The 17,651-nt window shown below is 41.2% G+C and carries 15 protein-coding genes; 13 read left to right on the top strand and 2 right to left on the bottom strand.

Annotated elements, in window-relative coordinates:
- The first annotated feature begins 3 nt into the window (after window positions 1-3).
- The 13 genes from HA044_RS03635 to HA044_RS03575 all read left to right on the top strand — a co-directional run bounded on the left by HA044_RS03635 (window position 4) and on the right by HA044_RS03575 (window position 15,821).
- On the top strand, window positions 4-672 hold the full coding sequence (locus HA044_RS03635; protein WP_187539384.1) for a helix-hairpin-helix domain-containing protein: 669 nt from the start codon (window positions 4-6) through the stop codon (window positions 670-672).
- Window positions 653-2,899, top strand: a complete 2,247-nt coding sequence (locus tag HA044_RS03630) for a DNA internalization-related competence protein ComEC/Rec2 (RefSeq protein ID WP_187539382.1) — start codon at window positions 653-655, stop codon at window positions 2,897-2,899. Before HA044_RS03635 ends, HA044_RS03630 begins: the two co-directional genes overlap by 20 nt.
- A 75-nt stretch (window positions 2,900-2,974) precedes the next feature.
- Entirely contained in the window at window positions 2,975-3,577 is a 603-nt protein-coding gene (locus HA044_RS03625) for a DUF805 domain-containing protein (RefSeq protein WP_187539380.1), read from the top strand.
- A 23-nt stretch (window positions 3,578-3,600) separates the two neighbouring features.
- Window positions 3,601-4,635, top strand: a complete 1,035-nt coding sequence (gene holA / locus HA044_RS03620) for a DNA polymerase III subunit delta (RefSeq protein ID WP_187539378.1) — start codon at window positions 3,601-3,603, stop codon at window positions 4,633-4,635.
- Between the two features lie 88 nt (window positions 4,636-4,723).
- Window positions 4,724-5,329, top strand: coding sequence for a superoxide dismutase SodA (gene sodA, locus HA044_RS03615; RefSeq protein WP_187539376.1), 606 nt, complete (start codon window positions 4,724-4,726; stop codon window positions 5,327-5,329).
- Window positions 5,330-5,523: 194 nt separating this feature from the next.
- Entirely contained in the window at window positions 5,524-6,984 is a 1,461-nt protein-coding gene (locus tag HA044_RS03610) for a helicase HerA-like domain-containing protein (protein WP_187539374.1), read from the top strand.
- Window positions 6,985-7,081: 97 nt separating this feature from the next.
- The gene (locus tag HA044_RS03605) at window positions 7,082-8,140 is read left to right on the top strand and encodes a serine hydrolase (RefSeq protein WP_187539372.1); all 1,059 of its coding nucleotides are present in this window, start codon (window positions 7,082-7,084) and stop codon (window positions 8,138-8,140) included.
- A gap of 332 nt (window positions 8,141-8,472) precedes the next feature.
- A complete protein-coding gene (locus HA044_RS03600) occupies window positions 8,473-9,159 on the top strand; it encodes a Crp/Fnr family transcriptional regulator (RefSeq protein ID WP_187539370.1) in 687 nt (228 codons plus the stop codon).
- A 250-nt stretch (window positions 9,160-9,409) separates the two neighbouring features.
- Complete coding sequence (arcA, locus tag HA044_RS03595) at window positions 9,410-10,639, top strand: arginine deiminase (RefSeq protein WP_187539368.1); 1,230 nt, start codon at window positions 9,410-9,412, stop codon at window positions 10,637-10,639.
- Window positions 10,640-10,732: 93 nt separating this feature from the next.
- Window positions 10,733-11,749 (top strand): ornithine carbamoyltransferase, encoded by a 1,017-nt coding sequence (gene argF / locus HA044_RS03590; RefSeq protein ID WP_187539365.1) that lies wholly within the window; start codon window positions 10,733-10,735, stop codon window positions 11,747-11,749.
- Between the two features lie 76 nt (window positions 11,750-11,825).
- Window positions 11,826-12,773 (top strand): carbamate kinase, encoded by a 948-nt coding sequence (gene arcC, locus HA044_RS03585; RefSeq protein WP_187539363.1) that lies wholly within the window; start codon window positions 11,826-11,828, stop codon window positions 12,771-12,773.
- 184 nt (window positions 12,774-12,957) lie between these two features.
- A complete protein-coding gene (locus HA044_RS03580) occupies window positions 12,958-14,469 on the top strand; it encodes a YfcC family protein (protein WP_187539361.1) in 1,512 nt (503 codons plus the stop codon).
- A gap of 17 nt (window positions 14,470-14,486) precedes the next feature.
- Complete coding sequence (locus tag HA044_RS03575) at window positions 14,487-15,821, top strand: dipeptidase (protein WP_187539359.1); 1,335 nt, start codon at window positions 14,487-14,489, stop codon at window positions 15,819-15,821.
- A gap of 182 nt (window positions 15,822-16,003) precedes the next feature.
- On the opposite strand, the gene HA044_RS03570 is transcribed toward HA044_RS03575, so the two are convergent.
- Both HA044_RS03570 and queA read right to left on the bottom strand, forming a co-directional pair.
- A complete protein-coding gene (locus HA044_RS03570; protein WP_187539357.1) occupies window positions 16,004-16,474 on the bottom strand; it encodes an arginine repressor in 471 nt (156 codons plus the stop codon).
- Window positions 16,475-16,484: 10 nt separating this feature from the next.
- Window positions 16,485-17,513: a tRNA preQ1(34) S-adenosylmethionine ribosyltransferase-isomerase QueA gene (gene queA, locus HA044_RS03565; protein ID WP_187539355.1), complete on the bottom strand. Its 1,029-nt coding sequence runs from the start codon at window positions 17,511-17,513 to the stop codon at window positions 16,485-16,487.
- Between the last annotated feature and the right edge of the window lie 138 nt (window positions 17,514-17,651).

Below are 17,651 nucleotides of genomic sequence, written 5' to 3'. Positions count from 1 at the left end.
TTCATGGAAGATATGATTGAAAAAATCAAGGAATACAAACTCTTTTTAGGGATTGCAGTGATTGGCCTTTTAGTGGGTGGCTATTTTATCCTTCAACAACCTAAGTCAAGTACTTCGACAGTTCCAGATCTTTATCAAGCGTCTAGTGTATCATCATCCCAGAAAAAAACACAGGTCTCTAGTTCAAAAGAAGAAAAGACATCCCCTTCAATGTCAGAAGAAGCTGAGGTCATTACGGTGGATGTCAAGGGGGCTGTCAAACAGCCAGGAGTTTATGAATTACGGTCCAATAGTCGGGTTCACGATGCGATTTATAAAGCTGGTGGGATGACCCCAGAAGCTAATAGTCAATCGGTTAATTTGGCGCAAAAACTCACGGATGAAGCTGTCATATATGTGGCTAAAGAAGGAGAAGATGTTCCCGCGGCTGGCGGTTCAGCGAGCCCAACTACCTCATCTGCAAGCTCAGAAAAACCGGGAAAGGTGCATTTGAACCGTGCAACGGAGGCTGAATTACAGACGGTTTCAGGCATTGGCCAAAAGAGGGCCTCTGATATTATCGCCTACCGTGAAGCAAACGGTCCTTTTCGATCGGTAGAGGATCTAAAAAATGTGTCAGGAATAGGTGAGAAAACGCTGGAGAAATTAAAAGATGCTTTCACGGTGGATTAAGCAGCTTCCCTTTTCGCCGGTTCACTTAGCCTTTTTATTGCTGTGTTTGTATTTCAGTGTCTACCAACCTTCATTTCAGACGGAGATCATTCTTGTCGTCGCTCTATTCTTGTTAGTCAATCGATATAAAAATGAGCGTCAAAGCTTGATTAAGCTTGCAGTTCTGGCAGTTTGTTTTGCTGGCTTCTTTTTTATTCAGCGTTTTCTAAACGAGCACAAAAGTGGAGCATCTCAGCCACCGGCTCAGTTACGTTTACTGCCAGATACGATTAAGATCAATGGTGATTTGCTGAGCTTTAGGGCAACAGATCAAGGAAACACATACCAAGTATTTTATCAGTTGAAATCAGAAAAGGAAAAAAAGCAATGGCAATCACAAACGAAGTCCTTGGATATTTCGTATAAAGGAAGGATGGAAGAGCCAGTAGGTCAGCGAAATTTTCGAGGATTTGATTACCGTGCTTATTTGAAGACGCAAGGAATCCACTATCAAATCACTATTGAGTCTTTTCGATCGGCTATGCCTTCTAAAACCTGGAATCTGTTTGATTGGTGCTCCCAATTGAGGCGCCAAGCTATTGTTTGGAGCAAGGAACACTTTCCGCATCCAATGAATCAGTATATGACAGGACTTCTCTTTGGCTATCTAGATACTGATTTTGAAGAGATGGACCAGCTCTATTCCAGCTTAGGTATTATCCATTTGTTTGCCTTATCAGGAATGCAGGTTGGATTTTTCATCAATGGTATTCGAAAAATCCTCTTACGCTTGGGAATTCTGCAAGAAACGGTAGACTTCTTGATGTATCCTCTTTCCTTTCTTTACGCGGGTTTGACGGGCTTTTCAGTCTCTGTTGTTCGTAGCCTTCTGCAAAAACTATTGTCCCAAAAAGGAATTGTTGGAATGGAGAATATGGCGGTTACAATCATGTTTTTGATGGTTTTTATGCCTTTTTTCCTTCTTACTGCCGGCGGTGTCTTAAGTTGTGCGTATGCCTTTATTTTGACCCTGATAGATACGAGTTCCTATGTTGGTTTTAAAAAAGTGCTACTGGAAAGTACTTGCATTAGCTTAGGCATATTGCCATTTTTAACCTATTATTTTGCTGTCTTTCAACCCTGGTCCATTCCGCTGACCTTTATCTTTTCCTTTTTATTTGACCTTGTCTTGCTTCCAGGTTTGACTGTTTTGTTTCTATTCTCTTTTTTAAAACCTTTGACCATCTTTAATACTGTCTTTGTCTTAATCGAGGCGTGTATCCGCTGGATCGCAGATGGGACGTCACTTCCCCTAGTATTTGGTCAACCGATAGGGTTGGCTCTGCTTGGCTTGATCTTTCTTTTGGGGATCCTCTATGATCTTAGAAAGAAAAAAGGGTTGCGCTTACTTTGTATAGGAGCTATCTTTCTTGTCTTTGCTTGGACCAAGCACCCTTTAGAAAATGAGATTACGATGGTCGATATTGGCCAAGGAGATAGTATCTTTTTACGAGATTGGAAAGGCCGGACAATCTTAATTGATGTGGGTGGACGTGTCAGTTTTAAGAGCGGAGAAAAGTGGCAGGAGCGTCATCAGTCGGCCAATGCTGAGAAAACCCTCCTTCCTTACCTTAAGAGTCGAGGGGTTGGAAAAATCGATGCCTTGGTTGTGACACATACGGATCAGGACCACATGGGAGATATGCTTGAGGTGGCCAGACAAATTCCAATTCAAACGATTTATATCAGTCAGGGAAGCCTCACCCAACCCAAATTTCAAGAGCAGTTGAAACAGCTTCATGGTTCGATCAAAGTTGTCAACAGAGGCGATCACTTACCTATATTTGAGAGTTATCTAGAGGTCTTATCCCCTGATGGAGTAGGTGATGGGAAAAATAATGATTCGATCGTCTTATATGGACAATTTTTTCAAAAACGATTTCTCTTTACTGGGGACCTTGAAGAAGCAGGAGAAAAACAGCTTTTAGCCAATTATCCCCAACTAGAAGTAGACGTCTTAAAAGTAGGACACCACGGATCAAAAGGATCCTCGAGCGACGTCTTTTTAGATCGATTACATCCTCAACTAGCCTTGATTTCAGTTGGAAAGAAGAATCGTTACCAGCATCCCCATAAAGAATTGTTGGAACGATTGGAGAAGCGTTCGATTTCTTACCTTCGTACCGATGAAAGAGGGGCTATTCGATTGATTGGCTGGGATCATTGGAGGCTGGAGACTGTCCGCTAGAAGAAAGGGAAGGTTTGCTTTTACTGTTGAAAATTGCTATTATAGAAGATGAAATTAATATAAAGGTAGAATGATATGAACGCATTTAAGCAATTTTGGCTCCAGTATGCTGACTTTTCAGGTAGGACCAGCCGTGCCCATTTTTGGCTAGCCTTTTTCTGGAATTTTTTGATTTCATTGCCTCTCTGGGTCTTTTTCATCGTAGCGGATGTATCGCATCAAGCTGGCAAGGATTCCTTGCCACTCTCTAACTTACAAGCCCTCCCTGTTCTATGGTCGCTTGCTTTCTTGGTCTTCTTTTATTTTCTTATTTTTGTACCGAGCCAAGCGATTTGTGTGCGACGATTGCGAGATGCAGGGATTCATTGGTCTTGGATCTTTTTGAACCTTGGCCCAATTCTGTTCTATTTAGTAACTTCTTTAGAGGTCTTCCTCTTCATTTGGCTTATCGGGGCAGTCGCCCTCCTTATCCTTTTGATGTTTCCAGCAAAAAACGCGTTTCCACAGCCAGTCGTTCATCCAACTCAAGTGGCTACTGAGACACAGTTAAGACCAGCTGCTGATCCCTATACAAGTGGGTCATTTGGTCAAATTCCAAGCTTTGTCGCAGCACCTGATTTGTCTGGTGAAAAAACACCATTGGAACAAAAAATGGCTGCCGAACACGAACAGCACTAAGTGGATAGAGATAAGAGAACATCATGCAAGCTATTAATGATATCAAGGCTCTAACGGTTCACACCCTCCCACCTATTCTTGTTTTAACTGGTGAGGATGTCGGACAATTTGAATGGCTAAAAAAAGACATTTTACAAAAGATCGCCTACGATCCTTCTGATCTCAATTATTCTTATTTTGATATGAAGGAAACCCCCTATGCTGAGGTAGAACTGGATTTGGTTAGTCTTCCCTTTTTCGCAGATGAGAAGATTGTGATTTTGGACCACTTGTTAGACCTGACGACTGCTAAAAAACGTTTTTTGACAGATGAAGATCTAAAGCAATTTGAAAGCTATCTGGAAATTCCTTTCGAATCGACCAAATTGGTGATATTTGCTGAAGGGAAGTTAGATAGCAAGCGCCGTTTGGTCAAACTGTTAAAAAGAGATGCTCAAATCGTTGAAGCGACGACCCCAAAAGACCAAGATTTGAAGCGCTATTTCGCCAGTCAGGCCCAAGAATTGGGCTTGAAATTTGTGGGGGATGCGCTCGATCGGCTACTCTTGAAATCTGGTTATGACTTTGGAGAGCTGCAGAAGAACCTTGCCTTTTTACAGGCCTATAAAGAAGACGGTCAGATTACCTTGGAGGATGTCGAAGAGGCGGTTCCTAAGACCTTACAAGACAATATTTTTGACTTGACCCAAATGATTCTCAAACGCCAAATCGATCAGGCGAGCAATCTAGTCAAAGATCTGCGCTTGCAGGGAGAAGATGAAATCAAATTAATCGCGATTATGCTGGGCCAATTCCGTCTATTTACTCAGGTTAAAATTCTATCAGAAGAAGGCCAGACTGAAAGCCAGATCGTTACGAGTTTATCGGATCTAGCGGGACGTAAGATCAATCCATACCAAGTGAAGTTTGCCTTGCGAGACAGTCGTAGACTTTCTCTTTCTTTTTTGAAGCAGGCCATGCTAACCCTCATTGAGACCGATTATGCGATTAAAAGTGGTCAGTATGAGAAAGACTACCTATTTGATTTGGCACTTTTAAAAGTGGCAAATAGCATCTAAGAACAAGTGAAATCGCAAGCAGATTAGTTGAATAATTTAGCTGTTTGCGTTATCATCAAGACAGTAATAAAGAAAAGAGGACCTTAAAATGGCAATCATTTTACCAGAATTACCATATGCTTACGATGCATTGGAACCATATATCGATGAAGAAACGATGCATTTGCACCATGATAAACATCACCAAACATATGTAAACAATGTCAATGCGGCTCTTGAAAAACATCCTGAAATTGGAGAAGACCTTGAAAGCTTGTTGGCAAATGTAGAAACCATTCCAGCTGACATTCGCCAAGCGGTGATCAACAATGGTGGTGGACACTTGAACCACGCTCTATTCTGGGAATTGATGACTCCAGAACAAACGGCTCCTTCAGCAGAACTTGCAGCAGCTATTGATGCAGCCTTTGGTTCATTTGAAGACTTTAAAGCGGCCTTCACAGCAGCAGCAACAACACGTTTTGGTTCTGGATGGGCATGGTTGGTTGTCAACAAAGAAGGTCAACTCGAAGTAACTTCAACTGCAAACCAAGATACCCCAATCTCAGAAGGCAAAACCCCAATCCTTGGCTTGGATGTTTGGGAACATGCCTACTATGTAAAATACCGTAATGTACGTCCTGACTACATCAAAGCCTTCTTCTCAGTGATTAACTGGAATAAGGTAGATGCATTATTTGCAGCAGCAAAATAATAAAGCAAACAAATCTATAAGAGTGAGGAATCGCTCTTATAGATTTTTTTGTGCCTTTAACCTAAAATCTAAGTAGAATTTCTTGCGTTTGGACAGGAAAATGATACACTAGAAGAAGTGTGTGTCTTGCTTGTCTGAGTCTATTTTGGGGGCTAAGAAAAGGAAGACAAAAGAAAAGTCTAGGGAGAAATGAAATGACGACTATCACCATTACCAAAGGAGCGGTTGAGACGCCTATCTACTTACGGATGCTGAATCGCCATGGATTGATTGCAGGAGCGACAGGGACAGGGAAAACCGTTACCCTCAAAGTTTTAACGGAGAAATTAAGCAAAGAAGGTATTCCGGTCTTTCTAGCTGATATCAAGGGTGACCTATCTGGCTTAGCCAAAGCAGGTCAATGGACGCCAAAATTGGAAGAGCGCTTCAAGCTATTGGGGATTACAGATCCTTTTGAGCCGCAAGCTTTCCCAGTTCGATTATGGGATGTCTTTGGGCAAGCAGGTCATCCTGTTCGTGCTACCGTTGAAGGGATGGGTTCTTTACTCCTTTCTCGTTTGCTTGATTTGAATGAAACCCAGTCAGGAATTTTAGCCATTGTCTTTAAATTGGCGCAAGAGAAAAATTGGCCCTTGATTGATTTGAAAGACCTACAGAGCCTGTTAAAGGAAGTCTATGAACACAGCTCAGACTATTCGGCTCAATATGGAAATATCACCAAGCAATCTGTTGGAGCTATCCAAAGAAGTCTCTTGGTTCTGGAAGAAGAGGGAGCAGATCAGTTTTTCGGTGAGCCCGCACTTGATTTAAATGACTTTATGCAAGTCGATGCTTCTGGTCGGGGGTATATCAATATTCTTTCGGCTACAAAGCTCTTTCATTCACCAAAATTGTATTCAACCTTTTTGATTTGGATGTTGTCTCGTCTCTTTGAAACACTTCCAGAGGTTGGGGATCCTGAAAAACCTAAATTGGTCTTCTTCTTTGACGAGGCCCATCTCCTTTTTAAAGATGCAAGCAAGCTTTTTCTTGAGAAGGTTGAGCAAGTGGTGCGCCTGATTCGTTCAAAAGGGGTAGGAATCTACTTTATTACCCAAAATCCTCAAGATCTTCCAGAATCTGTTTTGGCACAGCTTGGAAATCGTGTACAACATGCACTTCGAGCTTATACACCAAAAGAAATGAAGGCCATCAAGGTAGCTGCCCAAAGTTTTCGTCCCAATCCAGACTTTGATACAGAAACAGTGATCACAGAATTAGGGACAGGGGAAGCCTTGGTTTCTTTCCTGAATGAGAAGGGGCAACCTAGTGTGGTTGAGCGTGCTTATATTCTCTCTCCTCAATCGAGTTTTGACCTCTTAAATGAGAGTGAACAATTGGCCTTGATCACGACATCGCCTTTCCATCAAAAGTATGCGACGACGATTGATCGAGAATCTGCCTATGAAAAATTGGCAGCTAAAGCAAGCAAGGAGGCACAAGAAGAAGAGCAAAAAGAAGTAGCCAGAGCGGAAAAAGAAGCTCAAAAACGCAGTCCAGGTCGCCCTCGGAAATCAAGTCTTGAAAAGGCCAAGGATTCCTTCTTGAGTTCCTTATTCCGGACAATTGCGCGTGAGATTGCCAAGCTAATTATGGGCTCTTTTAAACGAAAATAATAACAAGGACAAACTAAAAAACTTTTTACAAAGAAATCGTTTTCTCCTTGTGATTGTCCTTGTTATTTTCAGTAGAATCTTTTATAATTAATTCTATATGAAAAAATACGTAAATCTACGCTCGATCATGATTGGGATTAGTATCCTCTTGTGTTTAGGAGGAACTGGAGCACTGGCTTATTTGCATGTGACGGAACCCACAGCATCAGCAATTGAAAAAAAAGAAAAGAAAATAAAGAAGCCAGATGTGGAGCCCTCAACTCCAGAAACCCAAAAACCGCGTGTCAAATCTCCCGAGGCCAAGCAAGCAGTTGTGGATGCTGACATGGAAACCATGACTGCTTATGGCCTGGTCTATGATTATGCTCATAAAGGTTTGGTAGAAGTGGTTCAAGATTATCTAGCTGAAAATGGTATTGATCCTTCGCAAGTCGCTTTTACTTATCGCAATGCCATTACAGGCGAGCAGTTTGCAATGAATGACCTTCAACCCATGACTGCGGGAAGTACCTATAAACTCCCCTTGAACATGTTGGTTGTAGATGAGGTTGCAAAGGGAAAACTTAATTTAACGGATCGTTTTGATATTACCAATACCTATTACGAATATGTCGGAGAGCATGACAACTATGTTGCAGCCTTTGATGGAGCTATGTCTATCCCTGACATGCAACGCTATTCACTGGTGTATTCTGAAAATACGCCAGCCTATGCCCTAGCAGATCGTTTGGGTGGTATGGATCAAGCACGCAAATTATTTAGTCGTTATGGCCAATCACGATCTCCAGAAGTAAAGACATTTAGTGAAGATAATAAAACAACAACGGATTATTACATCCATGTGTTAGAATATCTTTGGAATCATCAAGAAAAATATGCAGATTTGCTGGAATTGATTGGGGAATCTTTCCCGGGTGAATACTATAAGAAATTCTTGCCAGATTTGGTGATTCAACAAAAACCGGGCTATGTTGCCGAGGCACTTAATGTGGATGCCATTGTCCGTGAATCGACCCCTTATTTGGTTGCCATCTATACTGCAGGACTGGGTGGAACGACCCCAGAAAGTTCTGAAATCAGTGGTGTTGGTCTTTATCAATTGGGTTCCTTAGCCTATGTGATTAACGAATGGCATCGGGTCAATATGAATGAATAATGCTTTTCGAAAGATAAGAATGTAGCGGGATAGAGCTCCCACCCTGAAAAAATAAAAGCTTCTCAATTCTTTTTAGTTTTTCAACTTTTATCCCTTGTAATAAATCTGGGAAATGGATTGATTTGCAAGCCATAGGAACTTGTTTTGGTGATCATCAACTATTACTCTTAGAGGCTGGGAATGTTTGTCCCGGCCTTTTTCTTTAGATTAAGCACTATTTAGTGACTTGAACTTTGAAAACCAAAAGCATTTTTCAGAATTAAAGATGGTTTTTACCCCTTGAGCACAAAAGTGTGCTATACTAACAGTAGAATTGAAAAAAGTGAGTAGATATGATTACAAAAGACGATTACCAATTACTTCGCTTGCATCCCGCGTTTTTTAATATTCCGGTGGAGCTCTTCGATAAATTAGCGATTGAAATCTCTAGTCGTACAATCTCTAAAGGTCAGGTCCTGTTTTATTCTGGGGATAGACGTGACCGTTTTTTCCTATTAGTAGAGGGATATGCCCGGATCGAACAGTTTGACTCGTCGGATCAGTTTTCCTATATGGATTACATAAAAAAAGGTGCCTTACTTCCATTTGGTGGAATTTTTCAGGATGAGCGGTATCATTATACAGCAAGTGCGGTGACAGATCTAAGATGTTTTGTTATTCCTGTTAATCTATATGAATCTTGTGTTCAAGAGAGCAAGGAGCAATTACTTTATATTACTAGAAAACTTTCATCTATTATTGAATTTCAAGAATTGCGCCTTCGAAATGTTGTCACTGCGAGTGCAAAGGAGAGAGTTATTCAGTCCTTAGCGATTCTTTGTAAGGATTATGAAGAGCTAGGAGATCAAATCCCATTTCCAATCAGTATGAAGGAAATAGCAAAGTTAGCAGCAACAACACGTGAAACTGTAAATCAGGTATTAAAAAAATTAGTTGAAAACAAGAAGATCGGTTATGAACGGAAAAAATTGACTTTTTTAGACCCAGACTATTTCTTAAGGAGTTTTGAAGGAGAGTGAGACAAGAAAAAGCTTTCTTGTCTGGCTTTTTTTAATTTTTCAAAAAAATAAATATTCATAAAAACAATATTAAAGATAAAATATCCAAAGAAAACGCTTCATATTAACTAAAGAACAGATATTATTCATATAAAAGCAAAATCCTTGGCTTTCAAAAAGTTAAATTCTTTGTGAAAGCGTTACCAAAAGTATATATAATTACAATTGAAATAAGCTTTAGAATAAGCTCACAGAAAAAGGAGGATGACAGATGTCAACTAAACCGATTCATGTTTTTTCAGAGATTGGAAAACTGAAAAAAGTAATGTTGCACCGTCCGGGTAAAGAGTTGGAAAACTTGATGCCTGACTATCTTGAACGTCTTCTTTTTGATGATATTCCATTCTTGGAAGACGCACAAAAAGAACACGACAACTTCGCTCAAGCGCTTCGTAATGAAGGTGTTGAAGTACTATATTTGGAACGTTTGGCAGCCGAGTCGTTAATTTCTCCAGAAATTCGGGAACAATTCATCGAAGAATATCTGGATGAAGCAAATATTCGTGGACGCCAAACTAAAAATGCTATTCGGAAATTACTTCATGGCATTGAGGACAATCTGGAATTGGTTGAAAAAACGATGGCCGGTTTCCAAAAAGCGGAACTTCCAGAAATTCCGGAAGCTGATAAAGGCTTGACGGACTTGGTTGAATCTGACTATCCATTCGCTATTGATCCAATGCCTAACTTGTACTTCACACGCGACCCATTTGCTACTATGGGGAATGCTGTATCATTGAACCACATGTACGCAGATACACGTAACCGTGAGACGTTGTATGGTAAATACATCTTCAAATACCACCCAGTTTATGGTGGAAAAGTTGAACTTGTCTACAACCGTGAAGAAGATACTCGTATCGAAGGTGGAGATGAGTTAGTCCTTTCTAAAGATGTATTGGCAGTTGGTATCTCACAACGGACAGATGCTGCATCTATTGAAAAATTGTTGGTAAACATCTTCAAGAAGAATGTTGGCTTCAAGAAAGTATTGGCCTTCGAATTTGCGAACAACCGTAAATTCATGCACTTGGATACAGTATTCACAATGGTGGACTACGATAAATTCACTATCCACCCAGAAATTCAAGGTGATCTTCGCGTCTTTTCAGTGACTTTTGAAAATGAACAATTGAAGATCGTTGAAGAAAAAGGTGATTTGGCAGAACTATTAGCTGCAAACCTTGGTGTGGAAAAAGTGACTCTTATTCCATGTGGAAATGGAAATGCCGTTGCAGCTGCTCGTGAACAATGGAACGACGGATCTAATACTCTTACAATCGCACCTGGTGTGGTAGTCGTATACGACCGTAACACTGTTACGAACAAGAAATTAGAAGAATACGGACTTCGTTTGATCAAGATCCGCGGAAGTGAATTGGTTCGCGGTCGTGGTGGACCTCGTTGTATGTCTATGCCATTTGAACGTGAAGAAATCTAATTATCCTTTTACCCAATAGCAGGTTCGTTTCCAGACTTGCTTGCTCTGAGGGAAACTAGGGTTTCGATATTAAATGAAAAAAGGAGATCATAAATGACAACTTCAGTATTCCAAGGACGTAGCTTCTTGGCAGAAAAAGACTTTACACGCGCAGAGTTAGAATATCTTATCGGACTTTCAGCTCACTTGAAAGACCTTAAAAAACGCAACATCCAACACCACTACCTTGCTGGTAAAAACATTGCGCTTTTGTTTGAAAAAACTTCAACTCGTACTCGTGCTGCCTTCACAACAGCAGCTATCGACCTTGGTGCTCACCCAGAATACCTTGGTGCAAACGATATCCAACTTGGTAAAAAAGAATCTACAGAAGATACTGCAAAAGTTCTTGGACGTATGTTTGATGGGATCGAATTCCGTGGATTCAGCCAACGTATGGTTGAAGAGTTGGCAGAATTCTCAGGTGTTCCTGTATGGAATGGTTTGACTGACGAATGGCACCCAACTCAAATGCTTGCTGACTACTTGACAGTTCAAGAAAACTTTGGACGCCTCGAAGGTTTGACACTTGTCTACTGTGGTGACGGACGTAACAACGTTGCTAACAGCCTTCTTGTAACAGGTGCTATCCTTGGTGTGAACGTACACATCTTCTCACCAAAAGAACTCTTCCCAGAAAAAGAAATCGTTGAATTGGCAGAAGGATTCGCAAAAGAAAGTGGCGCTCATATCTTGATCACTGAAGATGCTGACGAAGCTGTGAAAGGTGCAGATGTACTTTATACTGACGTTTGGGTATCTATGGGTGAAGAAGACAAATTTGCAGAACGCGTTGCCCTTTTGAAACCATACCAAGTCAATATGGAATTGGTTAAGAAGGCTAACAATGAAAACTTGATCTTCTTGCATTGCTTGCCAGCTTTCCATGATACAAATACAGTTTATGGTAAAGATGTTGCTGAAAAATTCGGCGTAGAAGAAATGGAAGTTACTGATGAAGTGTTCCGCAGCAAGTATGCTCGTCACTTTGACCAAGCTGAAAACCGGATGCACACCATCAAAGCGGTTATGGCAGCTACTCTTGGTAACTTGTACATTCCAAAAGTTTAAAAAAATATAATAAACAGTAATAGGGGCTGGACTGATAGCTACAGTCCAGCTCCTATTTTTTAGAAAGGGTAATCCTATGTCAAGAAAAATCGTAGTCGCTTTGGGTGGCAATGCAATTTTATCATCTGATCCCTCTGCGAAGGCTCAACAAGAAGCATTAGCGGAAACAGCAAAACACTTAGTAAAACTCATTAAAAATGGAGATGGGTTAATCATCACACACGGGAATGGTCCTCAAGTAGGGAATCTCTTGTTGCAACAGTTAGCAGCAGATTCTGAAAAGAACCCTGCATTTCCGCTAGATTCATTGGTAGCGATGACAGAAGGAAGTATTGGTTACTGGCTTCAAAATGCCCTTCAAAATGCTCTTCTTGAAGAAGGAATAAAAAAAGATGTAGCTTCTGTTGTAACGCAAGTTTTAGTTGATAAACAGGATCCAGCTTTTGAGAACCTCACAAAACCAATCGGTCCGTTTTACACTGAAGAAGAAGCAAAAGCTGAAGCTGAAAAAACTGGAGCAACTTTCAAAGAGGATTCAGGTCGCGGATGGCGCAAAGTAGTTGCATCACCAAAACCAGTTGGAATTAAAGAAATTAATACGATTCGTGCACTCATCGATAATGGACAAATCGTAGTAGCAGCTGGAGGTGGCGGTATCCCAGTTGTACAAGAAGAAGATGGACGGTTGTCTGGTGTAGAAGCGGTCATTGATAAAGACTTTGCTTCAGAACGTTTAGCCGAATTGGTAGAAGCAGATCTTTTCATTGTTTTGACAGGTGTCGATTATGTTTTTGTAAACTACAACAAACCAAATCAAGAAAAATTAGAACATGTCTCTGTTGAACAATTGGAAGAATATATCCAACAGAATCAATTTGCACCTGGAAGTATGTTACCAAAAGTAGAAGCAGCTATTGATTTTGTAAATAGCTCACCTCATGGAAAAGCTGTTATTACTTCTCTTGAAAATCTTGAAGCTTTGGTCGAAAGTGAAAGCGGTACAATTATCCAAAAGAATGTATAAAAATATTGGATAAAGTTTTACCGATTTAAAGCTTGATTTCACTGGTTTCTGTTTTTTAAAAAATAATTAAGAACATCTAGTGTTTTTACCTTTAATATGGTAAAATAAATCCATAAGTAAGCGTTTTACAAGGATTCTACTTGTAAAATCTCACTCACATTTTGTTGCGTTAGGAGGAAGACAAATGAGTGAAAAAACGAAAAAAGGATTTAAGATGCCTTCATCTTTTTCCGTATTGTTAATCATCATTGCCATTATGGCAGTGTTAACTTGGATCATTCCAGCTGGTCAATACAAAGTTGATAAAGCTGGTGCCATTATCGCAGGTAGTTATGAATCTGTGAAACAAAATCCTCAAGGGATTTGGGATGTTTTGATGGCCCCAATCAATGCCATGCTTGGTAAAGCACCAACCAATGCAGCGATTGACGTAGCTTTCTTCATCTTGATGGTTGGTGGTTTCCTTGGAGTTGTGAACGAAACAGGTACCCTCGATGTAGGGATTGCTTCTATCGTTCGTAAATACAAAGGTCGCGAAAAAATGTTGATCTTGATCTTGATGCCATTGTTTGCCCTTGGTGGGACAACTTATGGGATGGGTGAAGAAACGATGGCCTTTTATCCCCTTCTTGTTCCTGTAATGATGTCTGTTGGTTTTGACAGCTTGACAGGGGTAGCGATTGTCCTTCTAGGTTCTCAAATTGGATGTTTGGCTTCTACATTGAATCCATTTGCAACAGTTATTGCATCTGATACTGCTGGTATCTCTAGTGCATCAGGATTGTTGCTCCGTGTGATTTTCTGGCTAGTCTTGACTGCTCTCAGTACCTACTATGTCTACCGTTATGCAGACAAGGTTCAAAAGAATCCTACAGCATCATTAACCTATGCAACTCGTGAAGAAGATTTGAAATATTTCAATGTGGAAAATGGTGAAGAAATCCCTTCACAAATGAACAAGAAACAAAAACGTGTCTTGCTCGTATTTATTTCGACCTTTGTCATCATGGTTGCTGGATTTATTCCGTTCAAAGATTTGGGAATCAAATTCTTTGAAAGCTTTAATGAATCCCTTCATAAGATTCCATATCTTGGTCAATTGATCGGTAACACTGATGCTCTTGGTACTTGGTACTTCCCTCAAACAGCTATGCTCTTTGCCTTCATGGGAATCCTTGTGGGTATCATTTATGGCTTGAAAGAAGACAAAATTATTTCATCTTTCATGAATGGTGCAGCTGACCTCTTGAGTGTTGCCCTTATCGTAGCAGTAGCACGTGGTATCCAAGTCATTATGAACGACGGTATGATTACTGCAACAATTCTTCACTGGGGTGAAGAAGGACTGAAAGGTCTTTCATCTCAATTGTTCATTGTCTTGACTTACATTTTCTACTTGCCAATGTCATTCTTGATCCCATCATCATCTGGTCTTGCCAGCGCAACAATGGGTATCATGGCACCTCTTGGTAAATTCGTCAATGTACCAGGTAGCTTAATTGTCACAGCTTACCAATCTGCATCTGGTGTCTTGAACTTGATCGCACCAACTTCAGGTATCGTAATGGGAGCTCTTGCTCTTGGACGTGTTGAAATCGGTACATGGTGGAAATTCATGGGTAAATTGGTTGTATCAATTGTTGTGATCACCATTGCTCTTCTTCTACTCGGAACTGTAGTTCCATTCTTGCAATAGAATAAAGTAGGTGTTTCATGAAGAAAAGAATAAAGGACGATGTGAAAGAGCAGTTTTTAGACTCTCTTCAAACCATCATTTCTTATCCTTCGGTTTTAAACGAAGGGGAAAATGGAACACCGTTTGGACAAGCTATCCAAGATGTCCTAGAAAAAACCTTAGAGCTTGCTCGAGAACTAGGTTTTCAAACATATGTAGATCCTGAAGGATACTATGGATATGCAGAGATCGGTCAGGGGGAAGAACTCCTGGCCGTTCTTTGTCACTTGGATGTTGTTCCAGCCGGTGATTTAAAAGATTGGCAAACGCCCCCTTTTGAAGCGACTATTGTCGGTGACTATATAGTAGGTCGAGGGGTACAAGATGATAAGGGGCCATCCCTTGCTGCTCTTTATGCAGTCAAGAGTTTGTTGGATGAAGGTGTCCAGTTTACCAAACGGATTCGGTTTATCTTTGGGACAGATGAGGAAACCTTGTGGCGATGTATGAATCGCTACAACCAAATTGAAGAACAAGCAGATCTAGGCTTTGCACCGGATTCCTCTTTTCCATTAACCTATGCTGAAAAAGGTTTGTTACAAGTGAAACTGCGTGGTCCAGGTTGGGATGATCTTCCTTTACAGGCTGGTCAAGCTCTCAACGTCGTCCCAGATAAGGCAACCTATGCTGGTCATCGGATAGAAGAATTGCTCCCTGTTTTGGAGCAAAGTGGAGTTCAATATAGTCAAACAGACCATTCGGTAACAGTTATGGGGGTGTCCAAGCATTCTAAAGATGCAGCTGAAGGAGTCAATGCCATTGTTGGTTTAGCAGAAAGCCTATCTCTGATTCAGCCCCATCCAGCCTTGCTCTTTATTGCAGATGCTGTTGGAGAAGACGCGACAGGAGCTGCCCTCTTTGGTGAAATTAAAGATGAACCAAGTGGGGATCTTTCCTTTAACCTTGCAACCCTTGTCATCGATCAAGAGCAATCCGAAATCGGGATTGATATTCGGATTCCAGTCCTAGCAGACAAGGAGGCTTTAGTGGCTTGTCTGCAAGAAATTGCGGCTAGCTATCAGTTGGAGTATGAAGAATTTGACTATTTAGCTCCTTTATATGTTCCGTTAGACAGTCCTTTAGTCAGCTCTTTGATGGCTGTCTACCAGGAAGAAACTGGGGATAGGACGCCAGCCATGTCTTCAGGCGGTGCGACATTTGCTCGTACGATGGAAAACTGTGTTGCTTTCGGAGCACTATTCCCAGGTGCAGAACAGACCGAGCACCAGGCTAATGAACGAGCAAAAATTGAAGATCTTTACGCTGCGATGGAAATCTATCGAGAAGCTATTCAGCGCTTAGCAACAACATAAAAAAGAGGCCGGGACAAAAGTCCTAGCCTCTCAATTGTCTTTGGATTGTCGAGCAAGACGCAGTGGTTGAGTGGACTCTACTACGCTGATTTCATCAGCTTTTACAGCCTTACTCAACTGTGCGGAGGTGGGACGACGAAATCGAATTCTAACGAATGACCGATTTCTGTCCCACTCTCTTTTTATTTACTAAAGAAGAAGGGGGGAGTGAATTCTTTTAATTTTTCAAAGCAATCCAAAGCTCCTTGGTTGTCTTCGCAAATGACCAAACAGACGTCATCCCCACAGATGGTGGCTACGATTTGGGACAATTCCAAGGCATCTAAGATTGCTCCGAATGATTGGGCAAGTCCGGGCAATGTTTTTACCACAACTTGATTTTGTACAGGCCTCAGCATAATCAAGGCATCTTCCATGTACATCCGCAGGCGTTTTTCCCAACGGGAAGGTGCAATGGTGTTCATGGTATAGTAGGAAGTATTTCCTTCATTGATTTTTAACAAGTTGAGAGATTTGACATCTCGTGAAAGGGTTGATTGGGTTACGATAATGCCGTTGGCTTCAAGAGCTTCTTGAAGTTCTTGCTGGGTATGAATTCTACGCTCAGAAATGATGGAACGAATCAAGCGGTGGCGACTTTCAATTTTATTCATACGATCTCCTTTACTTAATAAACATGGCGTCCCCAAAGCTGAAGAAACGGTAACGTTCTTGAATGGCGTGGTGATAGGCTTCCAGGGTTAATTCACGTCCAGCAAAGGCAGAGACCAACATAACCAGAGTCGATTTTGGAAGGTGGAAGTTGGTTGAAAACGCATCGACCACTTTCCATTCATAACCCGGCTTAATGAAGATATTGGTCCATCCTGAATCAGCTTGAATATCTCCATTAAATTTATTCCCAATCGTTTCAAGTGTTCGGATAGAAGTCGTCCCGACAGCTACAATGCGTTTTCCGGCAGCTTTTACTTGACGAAGAGTAGCGGCGGCCTCTTCCGAAAGTTGGTAAAATTCTGAGTGCATTTCATGGTCTTCGAGATTGTCCACTGACACTGGACGGAAGGTCCCTAATCCGACGTGAAGAGTCAAGTAGACCAGATGAACGCCTTTAGCTTCTATTTTTTGGAGCAATTCCTTAGTGAAATGAAGACCTGCTGTTGGGGCAGCAGCTGAACCATTTTCTTTGGCGTAAACAGTTTGGTAGCGTTCGCGGTCGGCAAGCTTTTCGTGAATATAGGGAGGAAGTGGCATTTCGCCAAGGCTTTCTAAAACTTCTAAGAAGATTCCTTGGTAGTGGAAGTGAACAATGCGGCCTCCGTGCTCCAATTCTTCTTCTACAGTTGCCGTTAAGCGACCATCTCCAAAGCTTACGGTCGCCCCCACTTTTAATCGTTTGGCAGGTTTTGCCAAAACTTCCCAACAGTCATCTTGTGTATTTTTCAAGAGAAGGAATTCAACGTGACCACCTGTTTCCGGTTTGACTCCATGAAGACGAGCTGGAAGCACGCGTGTATTGTTCATGACGAGGGCATCTCCTGGTTCTAATTCATCCAAAATCGCATCGAAATGCCGATCTTGAAATTGACCTGTTTTTCGATCTAGAATCAAAAGTCTCGAGGCATCACGTTTTTCAAGTGGGGTTTGGGCAATGAGTTCTTCAGGCAAATCAAAATCAAAATCGTTTGTGTTCATTTGCGCTCCTTTTATAATAATGCTGTGAGTAGGTAAATGGCAGTTCCCAAAGATAAAAGCATGAGGCAACTTCCAATCAAAAAGACCAGCGTCTTGAGAATCTTTCTTTCATGAATCAAAAAAGATAAAAGAAAAACA

The organism is Streptococcus sp. IMAU 99161, assembly GCF_014435245.1.
Lineage (GTDB): Bacteria > Bacillota > Bacilli > Lactobacillales > Streptococcaceae > Streptococcus > Streptococcus lactarius.
The sequence above is the reverse complement of the archived record's forward strand: the minus strand, read 5'-3'. Positions and strand labels throughout refer to the sequence as shown.